This is a genomic window from Streptomyces sp. NPDC003011 (genome assembly GCF_053591515.1).
Window position 1 is genome coordinate 133,505 of sequence record NZ_JBSFTY010000002.1, and the last position, 26,762, is coordinate 160,266.

Genomic DNA, 26,762 nt, shown 5'->3' on the forward strand with positions numbered 1-26,762 from the left:
GTCGCCGGCGGCTACACGGGGTCGTACGTCCGCTCCACCTTCTGCGTGCCGGAGCGCGTGCGGTACGAACGGGCCCAGGAGGAGGTCGCGCCGGGCTTGGTGCGGTCGGACAGGACGTAGTAGTCCATCTGCGCCCGGTCGGCGGTGATGTCCAGGACGCCGTAGCCGTGGCGGTCGGTGTCGACCCAGTGGACGTGCCGGTTGGCGGCCTTGATGACCGGCGCGGCGATCGCGGAGATCGTGCCCTCGGGTGCCTTCACGAGGTCGTCGAGGTTGTCGGAGGTCACCGACGTGACGACGAACTCGGTGGCGGCCGAGGCGGACAGCGGGTAGGTACCGGCGTTCACCGGCACGTCGTTGGCCCACGCCATGTGGATGTCGCCGGTCAGGAACACGGTGTTGCGGATGGCGTTCGCGCGCAGGTGGGCCAGCAGTTCCCGGCGGTCGTCCGTGTAGCCGTCCCACTGGTCGGTGTTCAGGGCGAGGCCCTCCTTCGGCAGGCCCAGCAGCTCGGCGAGCGGCTCCAGGAGATCCGCGGTGAGCGACCCGATCGCGAACGGCGAGATCATCACCGAGTTGCCGACCAGCCGCCAGCTGGTGTCGGAGGACTTCAGCCCCGCCTTCAGCCAGTCGAGCTGGGCGCGGCCGGTGAGCGTACGGTCCGGGTCGTCGACCGAGCCGTTGCCGACGGCGGCCTGCTGCGAGCGGAAGGACCGCAGGTCGAGCAGCGAGAGGTCGGCGAGCTTGCCGAAGCGCAGCCGCCGGTAAGTGGTGCCCGCGACCGCCGTGCGCACCGGCATCCACTCGAAGTAGGCCTGTTTCGCGGCGGCCTGGCGGGCGGACCAGGCGCCCTCGGCGCCCTCGGTGTGGTTCTCCGCGCCGCCCGACCAGGCGTCGTTGGCGAACTCGTGGTCGTCCCAGATCGCGATCACCGGGGCGGCGGCGTGCAGGGCCCGCAGGTCGGGGTCGGTCTTGTAACGGCCGTGCCGGACACGGTAGTCGGCGAGCGTGAGGATCTCGTGGGCGGGCGCGTGCGGCCGTACGACGGTGTCGCGGGTGCCGTACTCACCGGTGCCGTACTCGTAGACGTAGTCGCCCAGGTGCAGCCAGGCGTCCAGGTCGCCGCGGGCCGCGAGATGGCGGTACGCCGAGAAGTGGCCGGCTTCCCAGTTGGCGCAGGAGACCACCCCGAAGCGGAGGCCGGCGACGCTCGCGTCGTGGGCGGGCGCGGTGCGGGTGCGGGCGACGGGGGAGTCGGTGCCCCCGGCGGAGAAGCGGAACCAGTAGTCGGTGGCGGGCGCCAGGCCGCGCACGTCCGCCTTCACGGTGTGGTCGAAGGCGGCGGTGGCGGTGACCGAGCCCTTGGCGACGATGCTGGTCAGCGCCTTGTCGGTGGCGACGACCCAGTCGACCGGGGTGTCCGGGCCGAGCCCGGAGCCGGGTATCGCCTCGGCGGTGGGTGTCACCCGGGTCCACAGCAGGATGCCGTCGGGCAGCGGGTCACCGGAGGCGAGGCCGTGCAGGAAGGCCGGTGTCTCGGCGGCGGCACGGGCCGGGAGCGCGGCGCCGAGCGGGCCGGCCAGCACAGCGGTCGCCGCCGCGGCCTTGACGACCGTACGGCGGCGCGGAGAAAGGGAGTCGGGGCGCTGGGACGGGACGTCGGCGCTCGGTGATGATCTGTATCGACTGGTCACGGACAAGCAGATTACTGATCAGTACGTCAGAGAGCGGGCGAATCGGAAAGAAGTTCGCCCGCTCTTCGGCTGCGCGTCGGGCGCCGACCTCCGAGGCCCGGAGCGGCGGGTGTCGCGGCCGGCCTCCCGCCGCGACGCCCGCCGTCCCCCGCCCGCGAACTGACGGGCTGTCAGGAAAAAGGCCGAGTCAGCAGATGTTTACCGACCCGGACGACAGGGACAGGTTCTCGGAGAAGATCCAGCCCTTGGTCTGGCCGCTTCCCACACGCCCGTAGACCCAGAAGTTCCCGGACGTGTTGTAGACCCCGCACCAAGCGTGGAACGCGGTGCCAGGCACCACGGACTGGGTCTGCGCGCACGACGCGAACGGGCCGTTCCGTAAATGCCCCACCACGACTTTGAGCTCGCCATTGGAATTGTTGGTGCCGGTGCTCCCGCAGTCATAGGTGGCCGCGCTGGCCGACGTGACCCCACCTGCGGTGATGCCCCCGATTGCCGCCGTCGTGGCGGCAATCGACACCAGGGCTTTCTTGAATTTCATCTTTCCTCCTGCAACTCGTTCTGCGTCGGTGCGGCGTGAACGTTACCTCGCTCGAGCGCTGGATGTAAACGGCATGTTTTCGGATTCACCTTTGGCTTGATCGTTTCGGCTCCCAAGGTGAATGTGGGGGATTTGGTGCTTTGTGAACTTCCCAGATGAAGTGCCGAGAAAAACGGAATGCCCCGGACCGGTTCCACGGTCCGGGGCATTCCGGGTGATCAGCCCTTGAGTGCTGAAGCGATTGCGGTTTCGAAGTCGGCCACGGTCATGGGGACACCGCCGTTGCTGCCGTTGACGAGCTTGCCGTCCATCACGAGCGACGGAGTTCCCTGGATGCTGAACTTCTCGCTGTCCGTGTCGAACTTCTCGCTCATGAGGAGCGCCCACTTGTCGTAGGTGCCGTTCTTCACGGCGGTCTGGAATTTCGTGTTGTTCTTCAGAGCGGAGACCGTGTCCGCCACCTCGATCAGGTAGGAGTCGTCCTTGAACTTGTCGTCGGTCTCCTCGGGGTGGTACTTCGCCGAGTACAGCGCGGTCTTGTACGCGAGGAAGGCCTCGGGACTGACGTCGAGGGCGGCGCCGAGAGCGCTCACCGCGTTCTTCGAGCCCTCGCCGCCGAGCTTGTCGTCGAGGAAGGTGGCGCCCACGTACTGGACCTTGTACTTGCCGTCCTCGACGTCCTTGTCGACGGTCGGTCCGACGATCTGCTCGAACTGGGCGCAGATGGGGCAGCGCGGGTCCTCGTACATCGTGAGGGTCTTCTTGGCGCTGTCCTTGCCGATGGTGACGGTCGTGCCGTTCTCGCCGCCGGTGTTGGCCGGCTTGACGAGCTTGTCGTCCTTCACGGCCTCCCAGTGGCCGGGCTTGTTGCCCTGCATGACCGCGTAACCGATGCCGCCGGCTATCGCCAGGACGCCGACGAGGGAGCAGGTGGCGATGGTCTGCCGCTTGATCTTGGCCCGTTTGGCCTCGCGCTCACGCTCGGCGCGCAGCCGCTCGCGGGCCGCCGTCTTAGCCACCTGGCTGTTGCGCTTGCTCATGTTGGTGATCTCCGTGGGGACGCGCACACGTCGTGTGCAAGATGCGTATAAGGGGTGGGCGGGCAATGCTCAGCTGCCGTTCACGCGCGCACAGTTCACGCGAAGGCGGGCGAGTACGGCGGTCCACGCCGTCCCAGGGAGTGCGTGAGAAAGCGGAGGTGCACGGCGGCCGGACGGCGGACCGGGCGTGGCAGGCGGCGGGCCGGCGGGCTCGGACGCCCGGTCACCAGGGCCGTGAACGCCAGCAGCAGCGGCCGGAACGTGGTCGCGGTCACCGCCCGCACCAGCTGGGCCAGCGCCCGCTCACCGCGGCGCAGCCAGGCGGCGGCGAGGAGGCCGACGCCGACGTGCGCGCCGAGCAGCAGCCAGGCGGTCGCCGGGTCGGCGTGGGCGAGCAGCCCCGCGACCCGGTCGGGGCCGGCGCCCGTCACCCGGGCCAGCGGGGCGCCCACGCCGGTGCCGTCACCGCACAGCAGGTCGAAGCCGACGGAGCGCAGGGGGCCGGTGACCGGGCCGCCGGCCGCGCCGTAGCAGACGTGCTGGCCGGCGGTGAACACGGTGTCGGCGGCCAGCTCCAGCGGGATCAGCAGGGCGGCGATCCGGCCGAAGCCGCGCTCCCGGCCGGCCAGCGCGTAGGCGACGAGGAACACGACGGCGGCGATCACCGCCACCGTGTTCAGCGGCAGCGGCACCCGGGACAGCAGCACGTGCGACGCGCTGCTGAGCGTCACGACGAGTGCCGTGAACAGTGCCGCGCGAACGGCTCTGAGGTGAGTCCCGGATATGTCCATGGCGGAGGAGAGTCTGTCACGTGAGCCTGTAAGAGGCCCCTAAAGGATCCCTGTGCGTGGCCTCTCCGTCACAGACCCGGAATCCGGCCGTTGCGGAACAGGTCCACGAAGATCTGGTGGTCGGCACGCGCGCGTGCGCCGTAGCCGTGCGCGAAGTCGACCAGCAGGTCCGCCAGGCCGGCGCCGTCGTCGGAGTCCGCCGCGATCGCCGCGTCGATGGCCCGCTCGGTGGAGAACGGCACCAGGGACTCGCCGGACTGGTCGTCCGCCGCCGCGTGCATCGTGGCGGTGGCCCGGCCCAGGTCGGCGACGACCGCCGCGATCTCCTCCGGGTCGTCGATGTCGCCCCAGTCGAGGTCCACGGCGTACGGCGAGACCTCCGCGACCAGCTGGCCCGCGCCGTCCAGTTCCGTCCAGCCCAGCCACGGGTCGGCGTGCGCCTGGAGGGCGCGCTGGGAGATCACCGTGCGGTGGCCCTCGTGCTGGAAGTAGTCCCGGATCGCCGGGTCGGTGATGTGGCGGGAGACGGCCGGGGTCTGGGCCTGCTTGATGTAGATCACGACATCGTTCTCCAGGGCGTCGCTGTGGCCCTCCAGGAGGATGTTGTACGACGGCAGACCGGCCGACCCGATGCCGATGCCGCGGCGGCCGACGACGTCCTTCACGCGGTACGAGTCCGGGCGGGCCAGCGACGTCTCCGGCAGCGTCTCCAGGTAGCCGTCGAAGGCGGCGAGGACCTTGTAGCGGGTGGCCGCGTCCAGCTCGATGGAGCCGCCGCCCGCGGCGAACCGGCGCTCGAAGTCACGGATCTCCGTCATCGAGTCGAGCAGGCCGAAGCGGGTGAGGGAGCGGGCGACGCGCAGCGCGCCCAGCAGGGGGCCGTCGGCCGTGTCCAGGGTGAAGGGCGGCACCTCGTCGTTCTTGGCGCCGGTGGCCAGCGCGTGGATCCGCTCGCGGTACGCGCCCGCGTACACCCGCACCAGCTCGGTGATCTGGTCGTCGCTGAGCGCCTTGGCGTACGCGATGAGGGCGATGGAGGCGGAGAAGCGCTTGAGGTCCCAGGTGAAGGGGCCGACGTACGCCTCGTCGAAGTCGTTGACGTTGAAGATCAGGCGGCCCTGGGAGTCCATGTACGTGCCGAAGTTCTCGGCGTGCAGGTCGCCGTGGATCCACACGCGCGAGGTGCGCTCGTCCAGGTACGGGCCGCCCCGCTGCGGCCCGGAGCCGTCATGTGCCGTCAGGTCGTGGTAGAAGAGGCTCGCCGCACCCCGGTAGAAGGCGAAGGCCGAGGCCGCCATCTTGCGGAACTTCACGTGGAACGCGGCCGGGTCGGCGGCCAGGAGCTGGCCGAAGGCGGTGTCGAAGACGGCGAGGATCTCCTCGCCGCGGTGCTCGTCGTCGAGCTGCGGAACCGACATCGCGGGGTGCCTCCTGGTGCAGTGCGTGTACGACAGCGTCTCTGCCGTCTCCAACGCCCGAAGGTACGTGGGAGTGCCCGCGGAGTGTCAGTGGCGAGGCATAGACTTCGACGCTGTCCCCCCAGACTGCCCGCAGCCTGTCGTCGAGTGTTTCCCTTGGAGGCCGAGCCGTGTCAAAGCCGCCGTTCACGCACCTGCACGTCCACACCCAGTACTCGCTGCTGGACGGTGCCGCGCGGCTGAAGGACATGTTCGACGCGTGCAACGAGATGGGCATGACGCACATCGCGATGTCCGACCACGGCAACCTGCACGGCGCGTACGACTTCTTCCACTCGGCGCAGAAGGCCGGAGTCACCCCGATCATCGGGATCGAGGCGTATGTCGCCCCCGAGTCGCGGCGCAACAAGCGCAAGATCCAGTGGGGCCAGCCGCACCAGAAGCGCGACGACGTGTCCGGTTCCGGCGGTTACACCCACAAGACGATCTGGGCGGCCGACAAGACGGGCCTGCACAACCTCTTCAAGCTCTCCTCGGACGCGTACGCGGAGGGCTGGCTGCAGAAGTGGCCCCGGATGGACAAGGAGACCATCTCCCAGTGGTCCGAGGGGCTCATCGCCTCCACCGGCTGTCCCTCCGGCGAGCTCCAGACCCGGCTGCGCCTCGGCCAGTTCGACGAGGCGCTGAAGTCGGCGGCCGAGTACCAGGACATCTTCGGCAAGGACCGCTACTTCCTGGAGCTGATGGACCACGGCATCGAGATCGAACGCCGGGTGCGTGAGGGCCTGCTGGACATCGGCAAGAAGCTCGGCATCCCGCCGCTGGTCACCAACGACTCGCACTACACGTACGCGCACGAGGCGACCGCGCACGACGCGCTGCTGTGCATCCAGACCGGCAAGAACCTCTCGGACCCGGACCGCTTCCGCTTCGACGGGACCGGCTACTACCTGAAGTCCACGGAGGAGATGTACGCCATCGACTCCTCGGACGCCTGGCAGGAGGGCTGCGCCAACACCCTCCTGGTGGCCGAGCAGATCGACACGACAGGCATGTTCGAGGCGAAGAACCTCATGCCGAAGTTCGACATCCCCGAGGGCTACACCGAGGTCAGCTGGTTCAAGGAGGAGGTCCGCCGGGGCATGGAGCGCCGCTTCCCGGGCGGCATCCCCGAGGACCGCCAGAAGCAGGTCGAGTACGAGATGGACGTCATCATCCAGATGGGGTTCCCGGGCTACTTCCTCGTCGTCGCCGACTTCATCATGTGGGCCAAGAACAACGGCATCGCGGTCGGCCCCGGCCGAGGCTCCGCCGCCGGCTCGATCGTCGCGTACGCCATGGGCATCACCGACCTCGACCCGATCCCGCACGGTCTGATCTTCGAGCGGTTCCTCAACCCCGAGCGCGTCTCCATGCCCGACGTCGACATCGACTTCGACGAGCGTCGGCGCGTCGAGGTGATCAGGTACGTGACCGAGAAGTACGGCGCCGACAAGGTCGCCATGATCGGCACCTACGGCAAGATCAAGGCGAAGAACGCCATCAAGGACTCCGCGCGCGTCCTGGGCTACCCGTACGCGATGGGTGACCGCCTCACCAAGGCGATGCCCGCCGACGTCCTGGGCAAGGGCATCGACCTGAACGGCATCACCGACCCCTCGCACCCCCGCTACAGCGAGGCGGCCGAGATCCGCGCGATGTACGAGAACGAGCCGGACGTGAAGAAGGTCATCGACACCGCCAAGGGCGTCGAGGGCCTGGTCCGGCAGATGGGTGTGCACGCGGCCGGCGTGATCATGTCCAGCGAACCCATCGTCGACCACGCCCCCATCTGGGTGCGGCACACCGACGGCGTGACCATCACCCAGTGGGACTACCCGCAGTGCGAGTCGCTGGGCCTGCTGAAGATGGACTTCCTGGGCCTGCGCAACCTCACGATCATGGACGACGCCATCAAGATGGTGAAGGCCAACAAGGGCATCGACCTGGAGATGCTCGCGCTCCCGCTGGACGACCCCACGACCTTCGAACTGCTCTGCCGCGGTGACACCCTCGGTGTCTTCCAGTTCGACGGCGGCCCGATGCGCTCGCTGCTGCGCCAGATGCAGCCCGACAACTTCGAGGACATCTCCGCCGTCTCGGCCCTGTACCGGCCGGGTCCGATGGGCATGAACTCGCACATCAACTACGCGGAGCGCAAGAACGGCCGCCAGGAGATCACGCCGATCCACAAGGAGCTGGAGGAGCCGCTCGAAGAGGTCCTGGCGGTCACCTACGGCCTGATCGTCTACCAGGAGCAGGTCCAGAAGGCCGCCCAGATCATCGCCGGGTACTCACTCGGCGAGGCCGACATCCTGCGCCGCGTGATGGGCAAGAAGAAGCCCGACGAGCTGGCGAAGAACTTCACCATCTTCCAGGCCGGCGCCAAGAAGAACGGCTACAGCGACGAGGCCATCCAGGCCCTGTGGGACGTGCTGGTCCCCTTCGCCGGATACGCGTTCAACAAGGCCCACTCGGCCGCGTACGGACTGGTCTCGTACTGGACCGCGTACCTGAAGGCGAACTACCCCGCCGAGTACATGGCCGCGCTGCTCACCTCGGTCAAGGACGACAAGGACAAGTCGGCCGTCTACCTCAACGAGTGCCGGCGCATGGGCATCAAGGTGCTGCCGCCGAACGTCAACGAGTCCGAGTCGAACTTCGCCGCACAGGGCGACGACGTAATCCTCTTCGGCCTCTCGGCCGTCCGCAACGTCGGCACCAACGTCGTCGAGTCGATCATCAAGAGCCGCAAGACGAAGGGGAAGTACACCTCCTTCCCCGACTACCTCGACAAGGTCGAGGCGGTCGTCTGCAACAAGCGGACCACGGAATCGCTGATCAAGGCCGGCGCCTTCGACTCCATGGGGCACACCCGCAAGGGGCTCACCGCGCAGTACGAGCCGATGATCGACAACGTCGTCGCGGTCAAGCGCAAGGAGGCCGAGGGCCAGTTCGACCTCTTCGGCGGCATGGGCGAGGAACAGAGCACCGAGCCCGGCTTCGGCCTCGACGTGGAGTTCACCACCGAGGAGTGGGAGAAGACGTATCTGCTCGCGCAGGAGCGGGAGATGCTCGGCCTGTACGTCTCCGACCATCCGCTGTTCGGCCTGGAGCACGTGCTGTCCGACAAGGCGGACGCGGGCATCGCCCAGCTCACCGGAGGTGAGCACTCCGACGGGGCGGTGGTGACCATCGGCGGGATCATCTCCGGCCTGCAGCGCAAGATGACCAAGCAGGGCAACGCCTGGGCCATCGCCACCGTCGAGGACCTCGCCGGTTCCATCGAGTGCATGTTCTTCCCGGCGACCTACCAGCTGGTGTCCACCCAGCTCGTCGAGGACGCCGTGGTGTTCGTGAAGGGACGCCTCGACAAGCGGGAGGACGTGCCCCGCCTGGTCGCCATGGAACTCCAGGTGCCCGACCTGTCGAACGCGGGCACCAACGCGCCCGTGATCCTCACCATCCCGGCCACCCGGGTCACCCCGCCGATGGTCAGCCGCCTCGGCGAGATCCTCAGCCACCACAAGGGCGAGAGCGAGGTCCGGATCAAGCTCCAGGGCCCGCGCAAGACGACCGTGCTGCGCCTGGACCGGCACCGGGTGAAGCCCGACCCGGCGCTCTTCGGCGACCTGAAGGTGCTGCTGGGTCCGTCCTGCCTGGCGGGCTGACGGCGGGCTGACAGCAGGATCACGGCGGGATCTTGACGTGCGCGAGGGGCGCATCCGGTACCGGATGCGCCCCTCGGTGTGTGCCTGGGCTGCGACGGCCCGTCACGCAGAGGTCAGTTGTGACCGAAGCGCTTCCCACGGCCCTTGCGGGCCATGTCGCCGGGAGTCACCTGGGTGGAGCGCTGCTCGTCCTGGGGCTCCATCGACGGCTGCTGGGCGGTCTGCGGAGCGCGCTCGGCCGGCTGCTTGCGGTCACGGTTCTTGTTCTTGGCCATGGTGATCTGCCTCCTGTGGGGGATCTCGGGCCTGTCTTTCGGTTCAGCCCTGGGCCGCGACCAGATTCACATAGGCTGACAAAGAACGCATGTCGGATCATTACCGTCTGTGACAGGGTTCGTCGGCGTGCGCCGCCCCGAAACGCCACGCCGAAGATCGAGTTCCGGCCGTTAACCCCCGCGCGGTCGGGCAGACTCGAAGCAAGCCCGAAGCAAGCCTCCCGGGAAGAAGGTGAGTCGTGTGGACCGCTGCATCGTCCTGGTGGACGCCGGGTATCTGCTGGGGGCCGCCGCCAGTCTCCTCGCCGGGGAACCGTCGCGATCCCGGATCACCGTCGACCACAGCGCCCTCATCCAAGGGCTGCGTGAACGCGCCGAGTTCGACACGGAACGGCCGCTGCTGCGCATCTACTGGTTCGACGGCGCCCCCGACCGCGTCCCGCAGCCCGAGCACCGCAGGCTGCGCGTGATGCCCCGGGTCACCGTCCGGCTCGGCGCCCTGACCCGCAGCGACGGACGCTGGGCCCAGAAGGGCGTGGACGCCGCCATGCACGCCGAACTGACCGAACTGGCCCGCAACCGCGCCTGCTCCGACGTCGTCCTGGTCACCGGCGACGGGGACCTGCTGCCGGGCATGATGGCCGCCAAGGAGCACGGAGTCGCCGTCCACCTGTGGGCCGTGCAGGCCGCCGACGGGGACTACAACCAGTCCGAGGACCTGGTCGCCGAGGCCGACGAGCGGCGGGTGCTCGACCGCGCGTGGATCACCAAGGCCGTACGCCCCAAGGAGTTCGGCGGGATCTGCGCGCCGCCGCCCGTGCCGCGCCCCGAGATCGCCGCGATCCTGTCGGCCCCGCTGCCCGAGTCCGCGCCCACCCGGTCGGACGAGCGGTCCGCCGAGGCGGACGAGCACACCACGGCGGCCGACGCCTCGCCGAACGGCACGCAGGAGCGGGTGCCCGCGCCCAAGGGCGTGCCCACCCCGAAGGACCTGGCAGCGCTGCGTGCCCCGGGCGTCCAGCCCGCCCCGCCGCCCACGACCGCGACCCTGCGCTGGTCCTCCGACAAAGGCTGGGTCGACCGGCCCGGTGGCGCCGCCGAGCCTCCCGAGGCCGCCTCGATGCCGACGCTCGCCCAGGTGACCACGGCCGAGCAGCGGTGGGCCGACCGGGAGGAGGACATCACCACGGTCGGCGGGGATCCGTTCGAGGTGGGGCAGGTCTTCGCACGCCGGTGGACGGAGCGGCTCGGAGACCAGGGCCAGCTGCGGAAGCTGTCCGGTATGTATCCCCGCATTCCGCACCGTATCGACGGGGAACTGCTGCGGTACGCCGCCCGCTTCGGGCTGCTCGCGCACAAGGACGACCAGATCGACGAGCACGACCGGTATGCGATCCGGGCCGGGTTCTGGCGGGAGATCGACGTGCGCACGACGGCCGAACACGCCCCCGCGGCCGACTGAGATCGTTACCGCTGGAATTCCCGTCACGGACCGACCCGGCAGCGGACCGGGGCCGCGGACCCCGTAGGCTCGTCCCTTGTGAGTACGCGCGCGGCACAGGCACTTCGACACAGCGGTGATGTCGTGTGCGCGGTGCGCGGACTGACCAAGACCTATCCGGCGGTACGCGGCCGGCGCGGCGTTCCCGCGACGCCCCAGGTGACGGCCACCGACGACGTACGCCTGGACATCAGACGCGGTGAGATCTTCGGGCTGCTCGGGCCGAACGGCGCCGGGAAGACCACCCTCGTACGGCAGCTGACCGGGCTGATGCGGCCCGACCGCGGGAGCGTGGAGATCCTCGGGCACGACATCGTGCGCCATCCGGAGCGGGCCTCGCGGATCCTCGCCTACCTGGGGCAGGAGTCCACCGCCCTCGACGACCTCACCGTGTCGCTCGCCGCCGAGACCACCGGCCGGCTGCGCGGCCTGGAGCGGGGACAGGCGCGGGCCGAGCGGGACGCCGTACTGGACGAGCTGGGCCTGACGCCGCTCGCCGGGCGGCCGATCAAGAAGCTGTCCGGCGGACAGCGCCGTCTGGCCTGCTTCGCCGCCGCGCTGGTGGGGCGGCGGCCGCTGCTGGTGCTCGACGAGCCGACCAGCGGCATGGACCCCGTGGCGCGGCGCGCGGTGTGGGGTGCCGTCGACCGGCGTCGGGCCGAGCACGGGGCGACCGTCCTGCTCGTCACCCACAACGTCATCGAGGCCGAGACCGTCCTCGACCGGGTCGCCGTCCTGGACCGGGGGCGGGTGATCGCCTGCGACAGCCCCACCGGTCTCAAGGAGCAGGTCGCCGACGAGGTGCGGGTCGACCTGGTGTGGCGCGAGACGGCTCCGCTGCACGTGCCCGAGGTGGCCGCGCTGCGGGACCGGGCCGTGGAGTCCGGGCGCCGCTGGACCCTGCGGCTCGCCCCGGACGAGGCCCGCGCGGTCGTCGCGACCGTCACCGGCGGGGCCGCCTTCGCCGCACTGGACGACTTCACGCTCGCCACACCGAGCCTGGAGGACGTGTACCTGGCGCTGGGCGGCGCGGCACAGCAGGGACTGGTGAAGGCGTGAGCACGTTGAGTACACGGACCGCCGTATCCGTACCGGACGGGGCGATGGCCGGAGTGAAACCGAGCGAGGGGAGCCGCACGAGGTGAGTGTCGTACCCGCCGAGGTTCTGCCGGGCAGCGCCCTGGCCGTGGAGGAGCCGGTCCGGGAGGCCGCCGAGCTCGGGCCGCGCGCGCGGCTGTGGCCGGCGCTGGCGGCCGTGTACCGGGCGCAGCTGTCCCGGGCGCGGGTCGCGCGCATCCCGCTGCTGTTCGTGGCGACCTTCCAGTCGATCGGGATCATGATCCTGATGCGCGGAGTCGTGGACGGCGGAGGCGAGGCGCAGGCGGTGGTGGCCGGCTCGTCCGTCCTGGTGGTCGCCTTCGTCGCGCTGAACCTGCTGGCGCAGTACTTCGGCCAGCTGCGGGCCGGCGGCGGGCTCGACCACTACGCCACGCTGCCGGTGCCGCCGGCGGCGGTGGTGCTGGGCGCGGCGGGCGCGTACGCCTCCTTCACCGTGCCGGGGACCGTGGTGACCGCGGTCTTCGGGTCCGTGCTGTTCGGGCTTCCCCTGACGCACCTGTGGGTGCTGGTGGCCGTCATCCCCCTCGCGGGCGCCGCGCTCGCCGGCCTCGGGGCCGCGCTCGGGCTGCTCGCGCCGCGTCCGGAACTGGCCACGCTGCTGGGACAGCTCGGCATGTCGGCGGCGCTGCTGCTGGGCGTGCTGCCGGCGGACCGGATGCCCGAGGCGGTGCGGTTCACACGGGATCTGCTGCCCTCGACGTACGGCGTGGAGGCCTTCGCACGGACCTTCGAGCCGGACCCCGACTGGGCCTTCGTCCTCGGTGATCTCGCCGTCTGCGCCGGTGTCGGCGTGGTGTCTCTGGCGGTCGCCACCTGGGCGTACCGCCGGGCGGCCGTCCGGTGACGCGCCGCACAGCCGCGCCTGGCACGATGTCAGGGTGACCGCACCGTTGACTCCTCCTCCGCCGCCCCATGAACAGCCCGCGCACAGTGCGTGGCAGGGGTCGTCTCCCGGGTACGTGGCTCCTGCGCCGGATGCGTCGTACGGCGCGGACGGTACGTACGGACAGGACGGTCCCGGGATGAAGACCGAAGTGCGGGAGGCCGCCGTGGTCACGGTGGCGGTGGCGGTCGCCGGGGTGCTGCTGGGCGTGCTGTGGTGGTGGCTGGCGCCGCACGTCCCGCTGGTGGGTGACGTGGTCGGCAAGAGCTGGGTCGTCTACCTGGAGGACACCGAGGGCGAGCAGGCGGTCGGTGTCGATGGAACGTTCACTCTGCTGGGGCTGGCCTTCGGGGCGCTGAGCGCGCTCACCGTCTTTTTGCTGCGGCGGCGCGGGGGAGTGCCGCTGGTGGTGGCGTTGGGCGTCGGCGGGCTGCTGGCGTCGTGGCTGGCCTGGCGGCTCGGGGTGTGGCTCGGGCCCGCGCAGGACGTGGTCGCCCACGCGAAGTCCGTGGGCAAGGGAGTCACCTTCTCCGCGCCGCTGGAGCTGAACGCCAAGGGGGCGCTGCTGGCCTGGCCGCTGGCGGCGCTGGTGGTGCACCTCGGGCTGACGGCCCTGTTCGGGCCGCGGGACCCGGAGCAGCCGGCCCCCGGTCAGCAGGACCCCGTCCCGAAGGATCCGTACGGGGCCCCACTGGCGTGACGTATGCCGGGCCCTGGCGTCACGCCCGGCCTAGGCCGGGCGCCTGCCGTGGTTGGAGCGGGCCTTCCTGACGCGCCACCTGCGTTTCCGCGTTCTCTTCGACATGTCCCTCGTGCTTAACGGAGGAACGGACCGCCGTCGAGGGGTCACGCACGCCCGATGGGCGCCAGCACCGCGTCCGTGAGCTTCGCCAGGTCGTCCGGGGAGAGCTCGACCTCCAGGCCGCGGCGGCCCGCCGAGACGCAGATGGTGGCGTGCGCTGAGGCCGACGCGTCGAGCACGGTCGGCAGTTTCCTGCGCTGGCCGAGCGGGGAGATGCCGCCGCGCACATAGCCCGTGGTGCGTTCGGCGAGAGCCGGGTCGGCCATCGTGGCGCGCTTGCCGCCGGCCGCCGACGCCAGTGCCTTGAGGTCCAGCCGGCCCGCCACCGGGACCACCGCGACCGTCAGGGCCCCGTCCACGTCGGCCACCAGCGTCTTGAAGACCCGCTCCGGCGAGACGTCCATCGCCTCGGCCGCCTCCTCCCCGTAGGACGGGTGGGAGGGGTCGTGATCGTAGGAGTGGACCGTGTGCGGCACTCCCGCCGCGATCAGGGCCGCCGTCGCGGGCGTGCCGCCCGCCTGCTGCTTCTGCTTCGCCTTCTTCGCCATCGCGGCCTGATCCCGCCTGTTCCCCGGAACTCGTACGTCAGTTGAGGCTCGTCGGCCCGCGCGTCAGCTCGGACGCGGGCAACGACGGCAGACTACGGATGATCGACGTCTCCGAGCGAAGGAGTTTCAGTTCCTCGCGCAGCCGGGCCGCGGTGTCCGGGGCCTGGAGCAGGCGCTGCTTCGTCGGAGTGTCCAGCATCATCGCGGCGGCCACCAGGTACGAGACCACGGACGGCTCGTCCGGCAGTTCCGCACCGGTGGACAGGGACCGCTCCCGGGCGCCCGCCAGACGCTTCTGGTACTGACGGAAGGACCGCAGCACACCCTCGGCCAGCGCCCCGGCCTCCTCGCCCGGCTCCTCCGGCAGCTCCTCCAGCTCCGCGGTCAGGAACGGGCCGGAGGCGTCCACGGACCGCAGGCGCACCCGGCTGGTACCCGTCGCCAGGACCTCGAAGGTGCCGTCGGGCCGCTCCCGGATCGTCGCGGCGTCCGCGACGCAGCCGATGCCGTGGAACGCCTTGACCGGGTCCTCGCCGAAGCCGGCCGTCGGCCCGCGCTCGGGCACGGCCGTCGGGTCCGGCATGCCGGGTGCGGTCTGCGCCACCTCGTGGCCGTCGCGGATCGTCACGACGGCGAACCGGCGTGGTTCGTCCTCGGGGGTCTTCAGCAGCTCGCGCATCATGGCGCGATAGCGCTCCTCGAAGATGTTGAGGGGAAGCACGAGCCCCGGGAACAACACCGAGTTCAGGGGGAAGAGCGGGAGCCGCACGGTGGTCACGACGCAAGAGCCTAATGGTCGCCGGAGCGGGCACGTCCGCCGTGCTCACTCCGTGGATGGCGGGGAGCGGTCCTGCGGCGGATCTCGTCACGGATCTCCAGGAACCGGCCGAGGGGGTCGTCCGAGAACCGGTCCCAGGGAAAGGAGGTGGCGTACGGGCCGATGCGGCGCAGTTGCTCCCCGGCGTCCGGCCAGCGTTCCAGCCGTACCAGGACGTACATCAGCTTGTTGCGGACCTCGGCCGGCCAGGGGTCGGCCGCCGGGAAACGGGCCGAGAGCGCGATGGCCCGGTCGGCGGCGGCGTCCAGCCGCTCGCGCGGTATGTCGCGGCCGTGGCCGTCGGTCAGGTACGAGAAGGCCGCCCGGGCCGGCAGCGCTTGGACGAGCGAGCCGGCCGGAGCGTCCTGCGCGGCCCGCTCGGCGAAGTCGAAGCACGCGTGGTGGGAGCCCTGCCCGGAGGCGGCGAGGTAGCGCAGGGCCGCCACATGGCAGCCGTAGTGGTGCGGGGCCCGGCGGACCGCGGCCTCCCACAGCTCCCCGAAATACCGGTGCCCGGCGTTCGAGCCGCGCGCGTGGTCCAGCGCGATCCGCCACGGCACCGGATCGCTCAGGTCGCCGTGCCCGGCGGCGGTGATCAGGGGGCTCACCTCGCGCAGCAGTTCTGCCCGCGCCGGTGACGGCCAGGCGCGCTCCACCGCGAGCTGGGCGCCCAGCAGCAGGGCGTCCGGGTCGTGCGGGGCGGCCGTGCGCCAGTCCTCGTACCACTCGTCGCGCGAGCGGGCGAAGGCCGCGAGTCTTCGCGCGTAGCGGTCGCGGTTCTCCCAGTCGGCGCTCGTGCGGGTGGCGGCGAGCAGGGCGGCGGCCGGCCCGTACACGCCCGCTCCGGCCGCGACCAGCGCGGGGCCGAGCCGGTCGTCGGGCGCGTCGAGGAACACCTCGTCGTCGGCGGGCGGTCCGCAGGCCGCGCACGAGGTGTTCCGGGGTGCCCGGGGGCCGCGGATGAACGGGGGCAGGAGAGCCATGGTGTCGACCATTGAAAGGCGCGGGTGATCGCTGCGCCAGCGTCATCGGGCAAGTCATGGAAAGTTGTACGCGCTACGGTCAAGGGACGGCAAAAAGGTGACCGTTCAACAACTCTGGTCACACGCGCACCATCAGCTACGCCGCAGCAGGCGCGTCGCCCCGGCCGCCACCGTCGTCGCCAGGACCCAGCCCAGCAGGACGATCACCGCGGCCAGCCACTGCCAGCCGCCGCTCAGCTGCCAGAACCCGACCTGGCCCAGATCGATGACCGGCAGCAGCAGATCGAGGGCGAACAGGGTGGGGTCCCACGGCGGATGCTCGCCCCGTTTGAGGGGCGGATGGTCGGCGTGCGCGAAGGCCACCGAACTCGCCGCCCACAGCACCGCCATCCATACGGCCGCCCGGCCCGGCCGGTACCCGTAGGCGACCGTCCAGTCCTGGGCGTACCCCCAGAGCTTGGCCGCGACCGGCAGGCTCTCCCGGCGGCGGCGCTGCTTGGCGAGCAGCACCTCGCGCGCGTCCTCGTCCTCACCGCCGGCCCGCAGCACCGAGGCGAGTCGTTCGTACGGCTCCGGGTTGTACTCGGCGGTCGCCGCCGCCACCCAGTCCAGCCGTTCGTCCAGCGGGAACGGCCCGCGCGGCACCAGGTTCTCGTAGCTGAACCCGCCCATGTGCAGCCGCCCGGGACCCGGCCAGGCGTCCGCCCGGTCCATCAGGTTGCCGACCCGCGCCCCCGACAGCACGACCGTGCCCCGCGCCGGCCGGTCCCCGAGGAAGCGCAGTTCGGGCGTCTGCACGCGGCGCAGCGACAGCTCCTGCTCGTCGGTCATGGTGAACCGGGCCCGCTCCAGGTCGACCGCGTCCCCGAACCGCCCGTCGTCCAGCCGCACCCCGCCCTGGCACTCGAACCGCTGGACGCGTGTCCCGCGCGCGGGTGTCGTGCCGCTCAGCAGGATGCTGCCGACGCCCGCCGGGGTCAGGTACAGCGAGCGCTCCACGGTCAGCTGGGGGGCGTTCAGGGCGAGCCGTGCGTACGGGTTGACGAGCCGGGCGCCGCGCAGGCTCAGCGAGACGCCGATCTTGGCGCTGCGCAGGCTCAGTTCACCGTGCGACTCCAGCATCTCGGCCTGGAGGTCCTGGCCGACGGTCAGGCCGTCCGCGGCGACCGAGCGGCCGTTGCGGTCGCGGTGCACGATCGCCTGGTTGAGCAGCAGGTCCGTGCCGATCTGCGCGTCGGTGAGCCGGATGCCGCGGTGGAAGCGGCAGCGCGGCAGGTGCAGGTCGCCCTCGGTCTGCACCCGGGCCGCCTCCAGCCGTGGCACCGAGCAGTCCACCATCCGTACGGTGGTGAAGCGGGCCTCCGGCAGCAGGACGTCCTGCTCGAAGCGGCAGGCCCGCATCTCGACGTACGGCACCACCGTGCCGCCCGCGAGGTCCAGGGAGCCGCGGATCCGCACGCCGACGAGTTTCAGGGAGGACACCCGGCCGGCGAGCGCGGGCGGCCCGTCCAGGAGCAGCCAGCACACGATGCGGGCCCGCACGGTCCGCCCGGGGCCCCAGGGATGCCCGCCGTGCGGATCGTCGACGGCGGTGTCGCCGCTGCTCAGGTCGTAGACGCTGCCGTTGCGGAAGGCCTGCCACATGCCGGCCTCGGTGGCGGTCAGATCGTCCGGCAGGTCCCTGTCCCGGATGCCGGCCCCCTCGGTCACAGGTGCTTCCCTCCTCCCCGGGCGCTCATGGGTTTCGTACACCTGTTCATGCCCGCTGAGTGACGTGCTGAACACTCAACGTGAAGGGCGTCTTCCCGGCTCTCCGGGCGTTCTGTATCAGCCATTGATACGCGGGAACGACGCCCGATCCCGGTCTGAGAGAATTGACGGCGTGATCTCCCGAATCGATCTGCGCGGCGACGCCCTTCCCGAGGGCCCCGCCCTGCGCGACCTGCTGCCCCGAGCCGAGTTCGACGTTCAGGCCGCCCTGGAGAAGGTGCGTCCGATCTGCGAGGCCGTGCATCATCGGGGCGACGCGGCGCTGATCGACTTCGCCGAGAAGTTCGACGGGGTACGGCTGGAATCGGTGCGGGTCCCGGCCGAGGCGCTGACCCGGGCTCTCGACGAGCTGGACCCGGCCGTGCGCGCGGCCCTGGAGGAGTCCATCCGCCGCGCCCGTCTCGTCCACCGCGAGCAGCGGCGCTCCACCCGCACCACCCAGGTCGTGCCCGGCGGGTCGGTGACCGAGAAGTGGGTGCCGGTCGACCGGGTCGGGCTGTACGCGCCCGGCGGGCGGTCCGTCTACCCGTCCTCCGTGATCATGAACGTGGTGCCCGCGCAGGAGGCCGGCGTCGCGTCCGTCGCGCTCGCCTCCCCGGCGCAGGCCGACTTCGGCGGCCTGCCGCACCCGACGATCCTCGCCGCGTGCGCGCTGCTCGGCGTCGACGAGGTGTACGCGGCCGGTGGCGCCACCGCCGTCGCGATGTTCGCGTACGGCACCGAGTCCTGCCCGCCCGCCAACATGGTCACCGGACCCGGCAACATCTGGGTCGCCGCCGCCAAGCGCTACTTCACCGGCAAGATCGGCATCGACGCCGAGGCCGGGCCGACCGAGATCGCGGTCCTCGCCGACGACACGGCCGACCCGGTGCACGTCGCCGCCGACCTGATCAGCCAGGCCGAGCACGACCCGCTGGCCGCCGCCGTCCTGGTCACCGACTCCGTCGCCCTCGCGGACGCGGTGGAGAAGGAACTGGAGCCGCAGGCCGCGGCCACCCGGCACGTCGAGGACCGGATCCGCCCGGCGCTGGCCGGCCGGCAGTCCGCGATCGTGCTGGTCGACGGCGTCGACGAGGGCCTGCGAGTGGTCGACGCGTACGGCGCCGAGCACCTGGAGATCCAGACGGCCGACGCCGCCGCGGTGGCCGACCGGGTCCGCAACGCCGGCGCGATCTTCATCGGCCCCTGGGCGCCGGTCTCGCTCGGCGACTACGCGGCCGGGTCCAACCACGTCCTGCCCACCGGCGGCTGCGCCTGCCACTCCTCGGGCCTGTCCGTCCAGTCCTTCCTGCGCGGCATCCACATCGTCGACTACACGAAGGACGCGCTGGCCGACGTGGCGCATCACGTGGTGACGCTGGCGGAGGCGGAGGATCTGCCCGCGCACGGCGCGGCGATCAAGGCACGGTTCGGGTGGAAGGTACCGGCGAGCAAGTGAGCTTCGGAATCGACGATCTCCCCGTACGGGACGAGCTGCGCGGCAAGTCCCCCTATGGCGCGCCCCAGTTGGACGTCCCGGTACGGCTGAACACCAACGAGAACCCCTACCCGCTGCCCGAGCCCCTGGTCGAGCGGATCACCGAGCGTGTCCGTGCGGCGGCCCGGAACCTCAACCGCTACCCCGACCGGGACGCGGTCGAGCTGCGCACACGGCTCGCCGAGTATCTGACGGACACGTCCGGTCACGAGGTCGGCCCGGCCAACGTCTGGGCGGCCAACGGCTCCAACGAGGTCATCCAGCAGCTGCTGCAGACCTTCGGCGGACCGGGCCGTACGGCGATCGGCTTCGAGCCGTCGTACTCCATGCACGGCCTCATCGCGCGCGGCACCGGCACGGGCTGGATCTCCGGCCCGCGCCACGAGGACTTCACCATCGACCTCGCCGCCGCCGAGAAGGCCCTCGCCGAGCACCGGCCGGACGTCGTGTTCGTGACCACCCCCAACAACCCCACGGGCACCGCCGTCCCGCCCGAGACCGTCCTCGCCCTGTACGAGGCCGCGCAGGCCGCGAAGGCCTCGATGGTGGTGGTCGACGAGGCCTACATCGAGTTCAGCCACGGCGGCTCGCTGCTGCCACTGATCGAGGGCCGGCCGAACCTGGTCCTCTCGCGGACGATGTCGAAGGCGTTCGGCGCGGCGGGACTGCGCCTCGGCTACCTCGCCGCCCACCCGGCGGTCGTGGACGCCGTCCAGCTCGTCCGGCTGCCGTACCACCTGTCGGCGATCACCCAGGCGACCGCCCTGGCCGCCCTGGAACACACCGGCACGCTGCTGGGTTACGTCGAGCAGCTGAAGGCGGAGCGGGACCGGCTGGTCACCGAACTGGTGGCGATCGGCTACGACGTCACCGCGTCGGACGCCAACTTCGTCCAGTTCGGCCGGTTCGCCGACGCGCACGCGATGTGGCGGAAGATCCTCGACCGGGGCGTCCTGGTCCGGGACAACGGGGTACCCGGCTGGCTGCGGGTGACCACCGGGACCCCCGAAGAGAACGACGCGTTCCTCGACGCGGTCCGTGAGTTGAAGAAGGAGAGCGCATGAGCCGCGTAGGCCGCGTTGAGCGGGTGACGAAGGAGACCTCGGTCCTCGTCGAGATCGATCTCGACGGTTCCGGCAAGGTCGAGGTGGCGACAGGGGTCGGCTTCTACGACCACATGCTCGACCAGCTCGGACGGCACGGTCTGTTCGACCTGACCGTGAAGACCGAGGGTGACCTGCACATCGACTCGCACCACACCATCGAGGACACCGCCCTCGCGCTGGGCGCCGCCTTCAAGCAGGCACTCGGCGACAAGGTCGGGATCTACCGCTTCGGCAACTGCACGGTCCCGCTGGACGAGTCCCTGGCCCAGGTCACCGTGGACCTGTCCGGCCGCCCCTACCTCGTGCACACCGAGCCCGAGAAGATGGCGCCGATGATCGGCGAGTACGACACCACGATGACCCGGCACATCCTGGAGTCCTTCGTCGCCCAGGCCCAGATCGCGCTGCACGTGCACGTGCCCTACGGGCGCAACGCCCACCACATCGTGGAGTGCCAGTTCAAGGCGCTGGCCCGGGCCCTGCGGTACGCCTGTGAGCGCGACCCGCGCGCGGCCGGCATCCTCCCGTCCACGAAGGGCGCGCTGTGACGGGCCTTGCGACCCTGCTGATCGTCGTCGGCCTCTTCCTGGCCGGCGGGATCTACTCCTTCGTCAAGCAGCAGATGCCGAAGAGTCTCATCGTGCTGCTCTCGATCGGCGCCGCGATGTGTCTCGTCGCGGGCGTCATGAGGCTGGAGGTGTGGAATTGAGCACCGGTGCGAAGAAGGTCGTCGTCTTCGACTACGGCTTCGGAAACGTCCGTTCCGCCGAGCGTGCCCTCGCGCGCGCGGGAGCCGACGTCGAGATCACGCGTGACTTCGACACGGCGATGAACGCGGACGGTCTGCTGGTGCCGGGTGTCGGTGCCTTCGCCGCCTGCATGAAGGGCCTGCGGGAGGCGCGCGGGGACTGGATCATCGACCGCCGGCTGTCCGGCGGCCGCCCGGTCATGGGCATCTGCGTCGGCATGCAGATCCTCTTCGCGCGCGGCATCGAGCACGGCGTGGAGACCGAAGGGCTCGACGAGTGGCCCGGCGCGGTCGCGCCGCTGGAGGCCGACGTCGTCCCCCACATGGGCTGGAACACCGTCGACGCGCCGGCCGGCTCCCAGCTGTTCGCGGGCCTGGACGCGGACGCGCGCTTCTACTTCGTGCACTCCTACGCCGTCCACGACTGGAGCCTTCAGACCGCGAACCCCGCGCTGCGCGCCCCGCTGGTCACCTGGTCGACGCACGGCAAGCCCTTCGTGGCCGCCGTGGAGAACGGCGCCCTGTGGGCCACGCAGTTCCACCCCGAGAAGTCCGGCGACGCCGGAGCGCAGCTGCTGAACAACTGGATCGGAACCCTCTGATGGCTTCGAAGCTCGAACTCCTCCCCGCCGTCGACGTCCGTGACGGCCAGGCCGTCCGGCTCGTGCACGGCGAGTCCGGTACGGAGACCTCGTACGGCTCGCCCCTTCAGGCGGCCCTCGCCTGGCAGGCGGCGGGCGCCGAGTGGCTGCACCTGGTCGACCTGGACGCGGCGTTCGGCACCGGCGACAACCGGGCCCTGGTCGGTGAGGTCACCCGGGCGATGGACATCAAGGTGGAGCTGTCCGGCGGTATCCGGGACGACGCCACGCTGGCCGCCGCCCTGGCCACCGGCTGCACCCGGGTGAACCTCGGCACGGCCGCCCTGGAGACCCCGGAGTGGGTCGCCAAGGTGATCGCGGAGCACGGCGACAAGATCGCGGTCGGTCTCGACGTCCGCGGTACCACCCTGCGCGGGCGCGGCTGGACCCGTGACGGCGGCGACCTCTACGAGACGCTGGAGCGCCTCGACAAGGAGGGCTGCGCGCGGTACGTGGTGACCGACATCGCCAAGGACGGCACGCTCCAGGGGCCGAACCTGGAGCTGTTGAGGAACGTCTGCGGGGCCACCGGCCGTCCGGTGGTGGCCTCCGGTGGCGTGTCGTCCCTGGACGACCTGCGGGCCCTCGCCGAGCTGGTGCCCTTCGGTGTCGAGGGCGCGATCGTCGGCAAGGCCCTGTACGCGAAGGCGTTCACCCTGGAAGAGGCCCTGGAGGCGGTGGCCAAGTGAGCGATCTGCGACGCGTGAGCACCGGCGCGCCCTGGGAGGAGACCTTCGGGTACTCCCGTGCGGTGGAACTGCCGAACGGCCTGGTGCTGGTCTCCGGCTGCACGTCCATCGTGGACGGCGAGATCGCCGCGGGCGCCCCCTACGAGCAGACGATCAACGCCTTCGGCGTCGCGTTCGCGGCGCTCGGGGAGCTGGGACTCGGCCGCGAGGACGTCGTACGGACCCGCATGTACCTCACCCACGCCCGGGACGTGGACGACGTCGGGCGCGCCCACAAGGAGCTGTTCGACTCCGTCCGGCCCGCCGCGTCGATGCTCATCGTCTCCGGCTTCGTGGACCCCAGCCTGGTCGTCGAGGTCGAGGTGGAGGCGTACCGGGGGGCGGAGAAGTCATGACCCTGGCGGTCCGAGTCATCCCCTGCCTGGACGTGGACAACGGCCGGGTCGTCAAGGGCGTCAACTTCCAGAACCTGCGCGACGCGGGCGACCCCGTCGAGATGGCCAAGGTGTACGACGCCGAGGGCGCCGACGAGCTGACGTTCCTGGACATCACCGCCTCGTCGGGCAACCGCGAGACGACGTACGACGTGGTGCGCCGCACCGCCGAGCAGGTGTTCATCCCGCTGACGGTCGGCGGCGGTGTCCGCCTGGCCGAGGACGTGGACAAGCTGCTGCGGGCGGGCGCGGACAAGGTGGGCGTCAACACGGCCGCGATCGCCCGGCCGGACCTGATCCGCGAGATCGCCGAGCGGTTCGGCCGGCAGGTGCTGGTCCTGTCGGTGGACGCCCGCCGCACCGCGTCGGGCTCCTTCGAGGTGACCACCCACGGCGGCCGCAAGGGCACCGGCATCGACGCCGTCGAGTGGGCGCACCGGGCCGCCGAGCTGGGCGCGGGGGAGATCCTGCTCAACTCGATGGACGCGGACGGCACGAAGGACGGCTACGACCTGGAGATGATCGCGGCGGTCCGCAAGCACGTGAGCGTCCCGGTGATCGCCTCCGGCGGCGCGGGCCGGCTGGCCGACTTCCCGCCGGCCGTCGCGGCGGGCGCGGACGCCGTGCTCGCGGCGTCCGTCTTCCACTTCGGCGATCTGCGGATCGGTCAGGTCAAGGAGACGTTGCGGGAGGCGGGGCACGCGGTGAGGTGACACCGCGCCGCGCCGAACCCCGGTCGTCCGACGGCGGCCGGGGTTTCTTGCCGAAAGACACGAAAGAGAAGTTGCGCAAAATATATTGCGCAACTTTCCCTGTGTATCTACGGTGGCGTCATGCCAGCGCAGGAGAACCGCCGGATCACGGATCTCGGCACCCTCAAGGCCCTCGCCCACCCGCTCCGGATCCGGCTGTATCGGCTGCTGTACGTCGCCCGCACCGCCACCGCCTCCCAGCTCGCCGAGCAGGTCGACGAGGCCGTCTCCCTGGTCAGCTACCACCTGCGCAAGCTCGCCGACCACGGCCTGATCGAGGCGGCGGATCCGCAGAGCGGGGACGGACGCGAGCGCTGGTGGCAGCCCGCCTCGGACGGCCTCAGCATCCACGACGAGGACTTCCGGGACGCCCCGGAGAAGGCCGCCGCGCACACGGCGGCCTCCCGGCTCTTCTACGAGCAGCGCAGCGAGCTCTACCGACGCCACCTCGACGAGCGCCCCCACTGGGGTGCCGACTGGAACAGCGCGTCCCTCGACTCCGAGTACCTGGCACGGCTGACGGCGGACGAACTCGCCGAGCTGTCCAAGGAGGTGCACGTCCTGCTGAAGAAGTACGACGAGTTGGGCCGGGCCGCCGAAGCCGCCGGCGACACCGAAGGGCGCGAGAACGTCGCGCTGCACCTGTACGGTTTCCCGTTCCGCGTCTGAGGAAGGCCGCGTCCGTGTCCACCACCGCGCCCGTCATACCCGGGCGGGCCGCCGCCGAGCGCCCCGCCCACCGCGACGGCAACGTCCTGCGCTGGCTCACCGCCTACACGTCCTCGATGGTCGGCGACAACGTGTACTACCTCGCCCTGTCCTGGGCGGCCGTCCAGGCCGGGACGCCCGCGCAGGCGGGCCTGGTGATGACGGCGAGCGCCGTGCCGCGGGCGCTGCTGATGCTGGGCGGGGGAGTGATCGCCGACCGGTTCGGACCGCGCCGGGTGGTCATCGGCAGCGACGTCGTGCGCTGCGCGGCCGTCCTCGCCGTGGCCGTCCTGCTCTTCGTCACCGACCCCGGGCTGTGGCCGCTGGCCGCGCTGGCCGTGGTGTTCGGCACCGTCGACGCCGTGTTCCTGCCGGCGCTGGGCGCCCTCCCCGCGCGCGTGACGAGCCACGGCCAGCTCGCGCGCGTGCAGGGCATGCGCGGCCTCGGGATCCGGTTCGCGAGCGTGGTCGGAGGGCCGCTCGGCGGTCTCGGGGTGGCGCTCGGCGGCGCGGCGGCCGCCTTCGGGCTGGCCGCGCTCCTGATCGCCGTGTCGGTGCCGCTCCTGGTCTCCGTACGGATGCGGGCACTGCCCGCCGACGACAAGGCGACGGACGCCGCAGCCACCGCCTGGCGCGAGCTGGTGGCGGGCCTGCGGTACATCCGCCGCCACCGCGTCCTCGCCCCGCTGATGGTCGCCATCACCCTGGGAGACCTCGGCTTCGTCGGCCCGCTCAACGTGGGCCTGGTCCTGCTCGCCGACGAGCGCGGCTGGGGCGCCACCGGGATGGGCTGGGTGCTCGCCGGGTTCGGCGCCGGCGCCGGCACCGCCTCCCTGCTGCTGACCGTGCGGGGGCGGCTGCCGTACGCCGGGCACCTGGTGGCGTACGCGATCCTGGCGGGCTCGGTCGCGATCGGCGCCCTCGCCTACGCGCCCGGGGTCGGCGTGGCCGTCGGCACGGCCCTGCTCGTCGGGCTGCTCGCCGGACTCAGCGGCGCCCTGTGCGCCGCCCTGCTGCAGACCCACTCCGACCCCGCCTACCTCGGCCGCGTCACCGCCGTCGCGAGTCTGGCGAGCCTCGGTCTGGCCCCGCTGAGCATGCCGCTGTCGGCCGCGGCGATCGGCGCCTGGGGCACCGGCCCGGTCTTCGTGGTCAGCGCGGCGGTCTGCGGGCTCGGCGGGGTGGTCGCCCTGTGCGTCCCCGCCCTGCGCCGCGCCGAACTGCCCCGCTGACGCGGGCTCATCCCTTCGGCTGCGCCAGCTGCACCAGGTTGCCCACCGTGTCGTCCAGGACGGCGGTGAGGTACGGGCCCTCGTCCCGCGGGCCCTGGGTGAACTCGACCCCGAGCATCCGCAGCCGCTCGTACTCCTCCCCGACGTCGTCGACGGAGAACACGATGCACGGCAGCCCCGCCTCCCGCACCGCCGTGCGGTACGGCTCCGCGATGGGCCCCTGGCCGGGCTCCAGCAGCAGCTGGAGGTCCTGCTGGGCCCCTTCGGGAGCGCCCACGGTGACGAACTGCGTGCCGTCGCCGAGATCCATGTGGACGCGGGTCTCGAAGCCGAGGACTTCCGTGTAGAAGGCGTGGGCCCTGGCCACGTCGTCGACGTACACGCTGGTCATGGCGACCTTGATCACGGTCCGTTCCTCAGATTCCGAGCTGCTTGGCCTCGTGCAGCCGGGTGATGGCGTCCTTGTCGCCGTCCACCTCGACCCTGGCCGCGCTCTGCCGGCCGTAGGTGAACAGCAGCAGCTCCGACGGCTCGCCGGTCACCGTCACCACCGGCGTGCCGCGGTGGGCGACGGCCGTCTGGCCGTCCGGGCGGCGCAGCACCAGTCCCGTCGGGATCCCACGGCCCATCAGGCGGGCGGTGCGTTCCAGGCGCGACCACAGGGCGTCCTGGAAGACCGGGTCGAGCTCACGGGGCGCCCAGTCGGGGCGGGCCCGGCGGACGTCCTCGGTGTGGACGTAGAACTCGACGATGTTCGAGGCCTCGTCGATCTGCTTGAGGGAGAAGGGCGAGAAACGCGGCGGGCCGGTCCGGATCAGCTGGATCAGCTCCTCGTACGGCTTGGCCGCGAACTCCTCCATCACCTTGTCCAGGCGGGAGGCGAGCTGCTTGATCAGCATGCCGCCGGCGGCGTCGGGACGGCGTTCGCGCACCACCACGTGCGCGGCGAGGTCACGGGTCGTCCAGCCCTCGCACAGGGTCGGGGCCTCGGGGCCCTCGGCCTCCAACAGATCGGCCAGGAGAAGTCGTTCACGCTTGGCGAAAGTCGACATGACAGCCAGCCTACGGCCGTCCCGCGGGTCC

The 26,762-nt window shown here is 71.2% G+C and carries 27 protein-coding genes; 15 read left to right on the forward strand and 12 right to left on the reverse strand.

The window, feature by feature from the left end:
- Positions 1-11: 11 nt before the first annotated feature.
- From ACWD0J_RS01970 to ACWD0J_RS01990, 5 genes are all read right to left on the reverse strand, one after another.
- Positions 12-1,694 carry an alkaline phosphatase D family protein gene (locus tag ACWD0J_RS01970; RefSeq protein WP_451493754.1) on the reverse strand — a complete coding sequence of 561 codons (1,683 nt, stop codon included), beginning with the start codon at positions 1,692-1,694 and terminating at the stop codon, positions 12-14.
- A gap of 187 nt (positions 1,695-1,881) precedes the next feature.
- Positions 1,882-2,235, reverse strand: coding sequence for a hypothetical protein (locus tag ACWD0J_RS01975; protein WP_451493755.1), 354 nt, complete (start codon positions 2,233-2,235; stop codon positions 1,882-1,884).
- A 218-nt stretch (positions 2,236-2,453) separates the two neighbouring features.
- A complete protein-coding gene (locus tag ACWD0J_RS01980) occupies positions 2,454-3,275 on the reverse strand; it encodes a DsbA family protein (RefSeq protein ID WP_451493756.1) in 822 nt (273 codons plus the stop codon).
- A 95-nt stretch (positions 3,276-3,370) separates the two neighbouring features.
- Positions 3,371-4,066, reverse strand: coding sequence for a hypothetical protein (locus ACWD0J_RS01985; protein ID WP_451493757.1), 696 nt, complete (start codon positions 4,064-4,066; stop codon positions 3,371-3,373).
- A gap of 68 nt (positions 4,067-4,134) precedes the next feature.
- The gene (locus ACWD0J_RS01990; RefSeq protein ID WP_451493758.1) at positions 4,135-5,484 is read right to left on the reverse strand and encodes a DUF2252 domain-containing protein; all 1,350 of its coding nucleotides are present in this window, start codon (positions 5,482-5,484) and stop codon (positions 4,135-4,137) included.
- A 170-nt stretch (positions 5,485-5,654) separates the two neighbouring features.
- Between ACWD0J_RS01990 and dnaE the strand changes: the two genes are divergently transcribed.
- Positions 5,655-9,194, forward strand: coding sequence for a DNA polymerase III subunit alpha (gene dnaE / locus ACWD0J_RS01995; protein ID WP_451493759.1), 3,540 nt, complete (start codon positions 5,655-5,657; stop codon positions 9,192-9,194).
- A 113-nt stretch (positions 9,195-9,307) separates the two neighbouring features.
- On the opposite strand, the gene ACWD0J_RS02000 is transcribed toward dnaE, so the two are convergent.
- The gene (locus tag ACWD0J_RS02000) at positions 9,308-9,469 is read right to left on the reverse strand and encodes a hypothetical protein (protein WP_451493760.1); all 162 of its coding nucleotides are present in this window, start codon (positions 9,467-9,469) and stop codon (positions 9,308-9,310) included.
- A 241-nt stretch (positions 9,470-9,710) separates the two neighbouring features.
- Between ACWD0J_RS02000 and ACWD0J_RS02005 the strand changes: the two genes are divergently transcribed.
- The 4 genes from ACWD0J_RS02005 to ACWD0J_RS02020 all read left to right on the forward strand — a co-directional run bounded on the left by ACWD0J_RS02005 (position 9,711) and on the right by ACWD0J_RS02020 (position 13,672).
- The gene (locus ACWD0J_RS02005) at positions 9,711-10,931 is read left to right on the forward strand and encodes an NYN domain-containing protein (RefSeq protein WP_451493761.1); all 1,221 of its coding nucleotides are present in this window, start codon (positions 9,711-9,713) and stop codon (positions 10,929-10,931) included.
- Between the two features lie 123 nt (positions 10,932-11,054).
- Positions 11,055-12,029, forward strand: a complete 975-nt coding sequence (locus ACWD0J_RS02010; protein ID WP_451493852.1) for an ABC transporter ATP-binding protein — start codon at positions 11,055-11,057, stop codon at positions 12,027-12,029.
- An 82-nt stretch (positions 12,030-12,111) separates the two neighbouring features.
- On the forward strand, positions 12,112-12,933 hold the full coding sequence (locus tag ACWD0J_RS02015; RefSeq protein WP_451493762.1) for an ABC transporter permease: 822 nt from the start codon (positions 12,112-12,114) through the stop codon (positions 12,931-12,933).
- A 34-nt stretch (positions 12,934-12,967) separates the two neighbouring features.
- A complete protein-coding gene (locus ACWD0J_RS02020) occupies positions 12,968-13,672 on the forward strand; it encodes an AAA family ATPase (protein ID WP_451493763.1) in 705 nt (234 codons plus the stop codon).
- Positions 13,673-13,818: 146 nt separating this feature from the next.
- On the opposite strand, the gene ybaK is transcribed toward ACWD0J_RS02020, so the two are convergent.
- From ybaK to ACWD0J_RS02040, 4 genes are all read right to left on the reverse strand, one after another.
- A complete protein-coding gene (ybaK, locus tag ACWD0J_RS02025) occupies positions 13,819-14,322 on the reverse strand; it encodes a Cys-tRNA(Pro) deacylase (protein ID WP_451493764.1) in 504 nt (167 codons plus the stop codon).
- Between the two features lie 37 nt (positions 14,323-14,359).
- Positions 14,360-15,100: an LON peptidase substrate-binding domain-containing protein gene (locus ACWD0J_RS02030; protein ID WP_451493765.1), complete on the reverse strand. Its 741-nt coding sequence runs from the start codon at positions 15,098-15,100 to the stop codon at positions 14,360-14,362.
- Between the two features lie 11 nt (positions 15,101-15,111).
- The gene (locus ACWD0J_RS02035; protein WP_451493766.1) at positions 15,112-16,134 is read right to left on the reverse strand and encodes a hypothetical protein; all 1,023 of its coding nucleotides are present in this window, start codon (positions 16,132-16,134) and stop codon (positions 15,112-15,114) included.
- Positions 16,135-16,254: 120 nt separating this feature from the next.
- Complete coding sequence (locus ACWD0J_RS02040; protein ID WP_451493767.1) at positions 16,255-17,832, reverse strand: oxidoreductase; 1,578 nt, start codon at positions 17,830-17,832, stop codon at positions 16,255-16,257.
- Positions 17,833-18,004: 172 nt separating this feature from the next.
- Between ACWD0J_RS02040 and hisD the strand changes: the two genes are divergently transcribed.
- The 10 genes from hisD (at position 18,005) to ACWD0J_RS02090 (ending at position 25,679) form a co-directional block, all read left to right on the forward strand.
- Complete coding sequence (hisD, locus tag ACWD0J_RS02045) at positions 18,005-19,330, forward strand: histidinol dehydrogenase (RefSeq protein WP_451493768.1); 1,326 nt, start codon at positions 18,005-18,007, stop codon at positions 19,328-19,330.
- The gene (locus ACWD0J_RS02050; protein WP_451493769.1) at positions 19,327-20,433 is read left to right on the forward strand and encodes a histidinol-phosphate transaminase; all 1,107 of its coding nucleotides are present in this window, start codon (positions 19,327-19,329) and stop codon (positions 20,431-20,433) included. Before hisD ends, ACWD0J_RS02050 begins: the two co-directional genes overlap by 4 nt.
- Positions 20,430-21,023 carry an imidazoleglycerol-phosphate dehydratase HisB gene (hisB, locus tag ACWD0J_RS02055; RefSeq protein WP_451493770.1) on the forward strand — a complete coding sequence of 198 codons (594 nt, stop codon included), beginning with the start codon at positions 20,430-20,432 and terminating at the stop codon, positions 21,021-21,023. The genes ACWD0J_RS02050 and hisB overlap by 4 nt, the downstream gene beginning before the upstream one ends.
- Positions 21,020-21,184 (forward strand): hypothetical protein, encoded by a 165-nt coding sequence (locus tag ACWD0J_RS02060; RefSeq protein WP_451493771.1) that lies wholly within the window; start codon positions 21,020-21,022, stop codon positions 21,182-21,184. The genes hisB and ACWD0J_RS02060 overlap by 4 nt, the downstream gene beginning before the upstream one ends.
- The gene (gene hisH, locus ACWD0J_RS02065) at positions 21,175-21,825 is read left to right on the forward strand and encodes an imidazole glycerol phosphate synthase subunit HisH (protein ID WP_451493772.1); all 651 of its coding nucleotides are present in this window, start codon (positions 21,175-21,177) and stop codon (positions 21,823-21,825) included. The genes ACWD0J_RS02060 and hisH overlap by 10 nt, the downstream gene beginning before the upstream one ends.
- Positions 21,825-22,553 (forward strand): bifunctional 1-(5-phosphoribosyl)-5-((5-phosphoribosylamino)methylideneamino)imidazole-4-carboxamide isomerase/phosphoribosylanthranilate isomerase PriA, encoded by a 729-nt coding sequence (gene priA, locus ACWD0J_RS02070; RefSeq protein WP_451493773.1) that lies wholly within the window; start codon positions 21,825-21,827, stop codon positions 22,551-22,553. The genes hisH and priA overlap by 1 nt, the downstream gene beginning before the upstream one ends.
- Positions 22,550-22,948 carry a RidA family protein gene (locus tag ACWD0J_RS02075; protein WP_451493774.1) on the forward strand — a complete coding sequence of 133 codons (399 nt, stop codon included), beginning with the start codon at positions 22,550-22,552 and terminating at the stop codon, positions 22,946-22,948. Before priA ends, ACWD0J_RS02075 begins: the two co-directional genes overlap by 4 nt.
- The gene (gene hisF, locus ACWD0J_RS02080; protein ID WP_451493775.1) at positions 22,945-23,700 is read left to right on the forward strand and encodes an imidazole glycerol phosphate synthase subunit HisF; all 756 of its coding nucleotides are present in this window, start codon (positions 22,945-22,947) and stop codon (positions 23,698-23,700) included. The genes ACWD0J_RS02075 and hisF overlap by 4 nt, the downstream gene beginning before the upstream one ends.
- A gap of 120 nt (positions 23,701-23,820) precedes the next feature.
- Positions 23,821-24,408, forward strand: coding sequence for an ArsR/SmtB family transcription factor (locus ACWD0J_RS02085; RefSeq protein WP_451493776.1), 588 nt, complete (start codon positions 23,821-23,823; stop codon positions 24,406-24,408).
- 14 nt (positions 24,409-24,422) lie between these two features.
- Positions 24,423-25,679: an MFS transporter gene (locus ACWD0J_RS02090; RefSeq protein ID WP_451493777.1), complete on the forward strand. Its 1,257-nt coding sequence runs from the start codon at positions 24,423-24,425 to the stop codon at positions 25,677-25,679.
- 7 nt (positions 25,680-25,686) lie between these two features.
- Here ACWD0J_RS02090 and ACWD0J_RS02095 read toward each other — a convergent pair whose 3' ends face one another.
- Both ACWD0J_RS02095 and ACWD0J_RS02100 read right to left on the reverse strand, forming a co-directional pair.
- The gene (locus ACWD0J_RS02095) at positions 25,687-26,085 is read right to left on the reverse strand and encodes a VOC family protein (RefSeq protein WP_451493778.1); all 399 of its coding nucleotides are present in this window, start codon (positions 26,083-26,085) and stop codon (positions 25,687-25,689) included.
- 10 nt (positions 26,086-26,095) lie between these two features.
- Positions 26,096-26,731 carry a TIGR03085 family metal-binding protein gene (locus ACWD0J_RS02100; RefSeq protein WP_451493779.1) on the reverse strand — a complete coding sequence of 212 codons (636 nt, stop codon included), beginning with the start codon at positions 26,729-26,731 and terminating at the stop codon, positions 26,096-26,098.
- Positions 26,732-26,762: the final 31 nt, after the last annotated feature.

Coding starts and splice junctions, on each gene's coding strand:
- ACWD0J_RS01980 (WP_451493756.1), bottom strand. CDS start 3,275: ATGAGCAAGCGCAACAGCCAGGTGGCTAAGACGGCGGCCCGCGAGCGG.
- hisF (WP_451493775.1), top strand. CDS start 22,945: ATGACCCTGGCGGTCCGAGTCATCCCCTGCCTGGACGTGGACAACGGC.
- ACWD0J_RS02035 (WP_451493766.1), bottom strand. CDS start 16,134: ATGGTCGACACCATGGCTCTCCTGCCCCCGTTCATCCGCGGCCCCCGG.
- ACWD0J_RS02000 (WP_451493760.1), bottom strand. CDS start 9,469: ATGGCCAAGAACAAGAACCGTGACCGCAAGCAGCCGGCCGAGCGCGCT.
- ACWD0J_RS01975 (WP_451493755.1), bottom strand. CDS start 2,235: ATGAAATTCAAGAAAGCCCTGGTGTCGATTGCCGCCACGACGGCGGCA.
- ACWD0J_RS01985 (WP_451493757.1), bottom strand. CDS start 4,066: ATGGACATATCCGGGACTCACCTCAGAGCCGTTCGCGCGGCACTGTTC.
- priA (WP_451493773.1), top strand. CDS start 21,825: ATGGCTTCGAAGCTCGAACTCCTCCCCGCCGTCGACGTCCGTGACGGC.
- ACWD0J_RS02100 (WP_451493779.1), bottom strand. CDS start 26,731: ATGTCGACTTTCGCCAAGCGTGAACGACTTCTCCTGGCCGATCTGTTG.
- hisB (WP_451493770.1), top strand. CDS start 20,430: ATGAGCCGCGTAGGCCGCGTTGAGCGGGTGACGAAGGAGACCTCGGTC.
- ACWD0J_RS02085 (WP_451493776.1), top strand. CDS start 23,821: ATGCCAGCGCAGGAGAACCGCCGGATCACGGATCTCGGCACCCTCAAG.
- ybaK (WP_451493764.1), bottom strand. CDS start 14,322: ATGGCGAAGAAGGCGAAGCAGAAGCAGCAGGCGGGCGGCACGCCCGCG.
- ACWD0J_RS01990 (WP_451493758.1), bottom strand. CDS start 5,484: ATGTCGGTTCCGCAGCTCGACGACGAGCACCGCGGCGAGGAGATCCTC.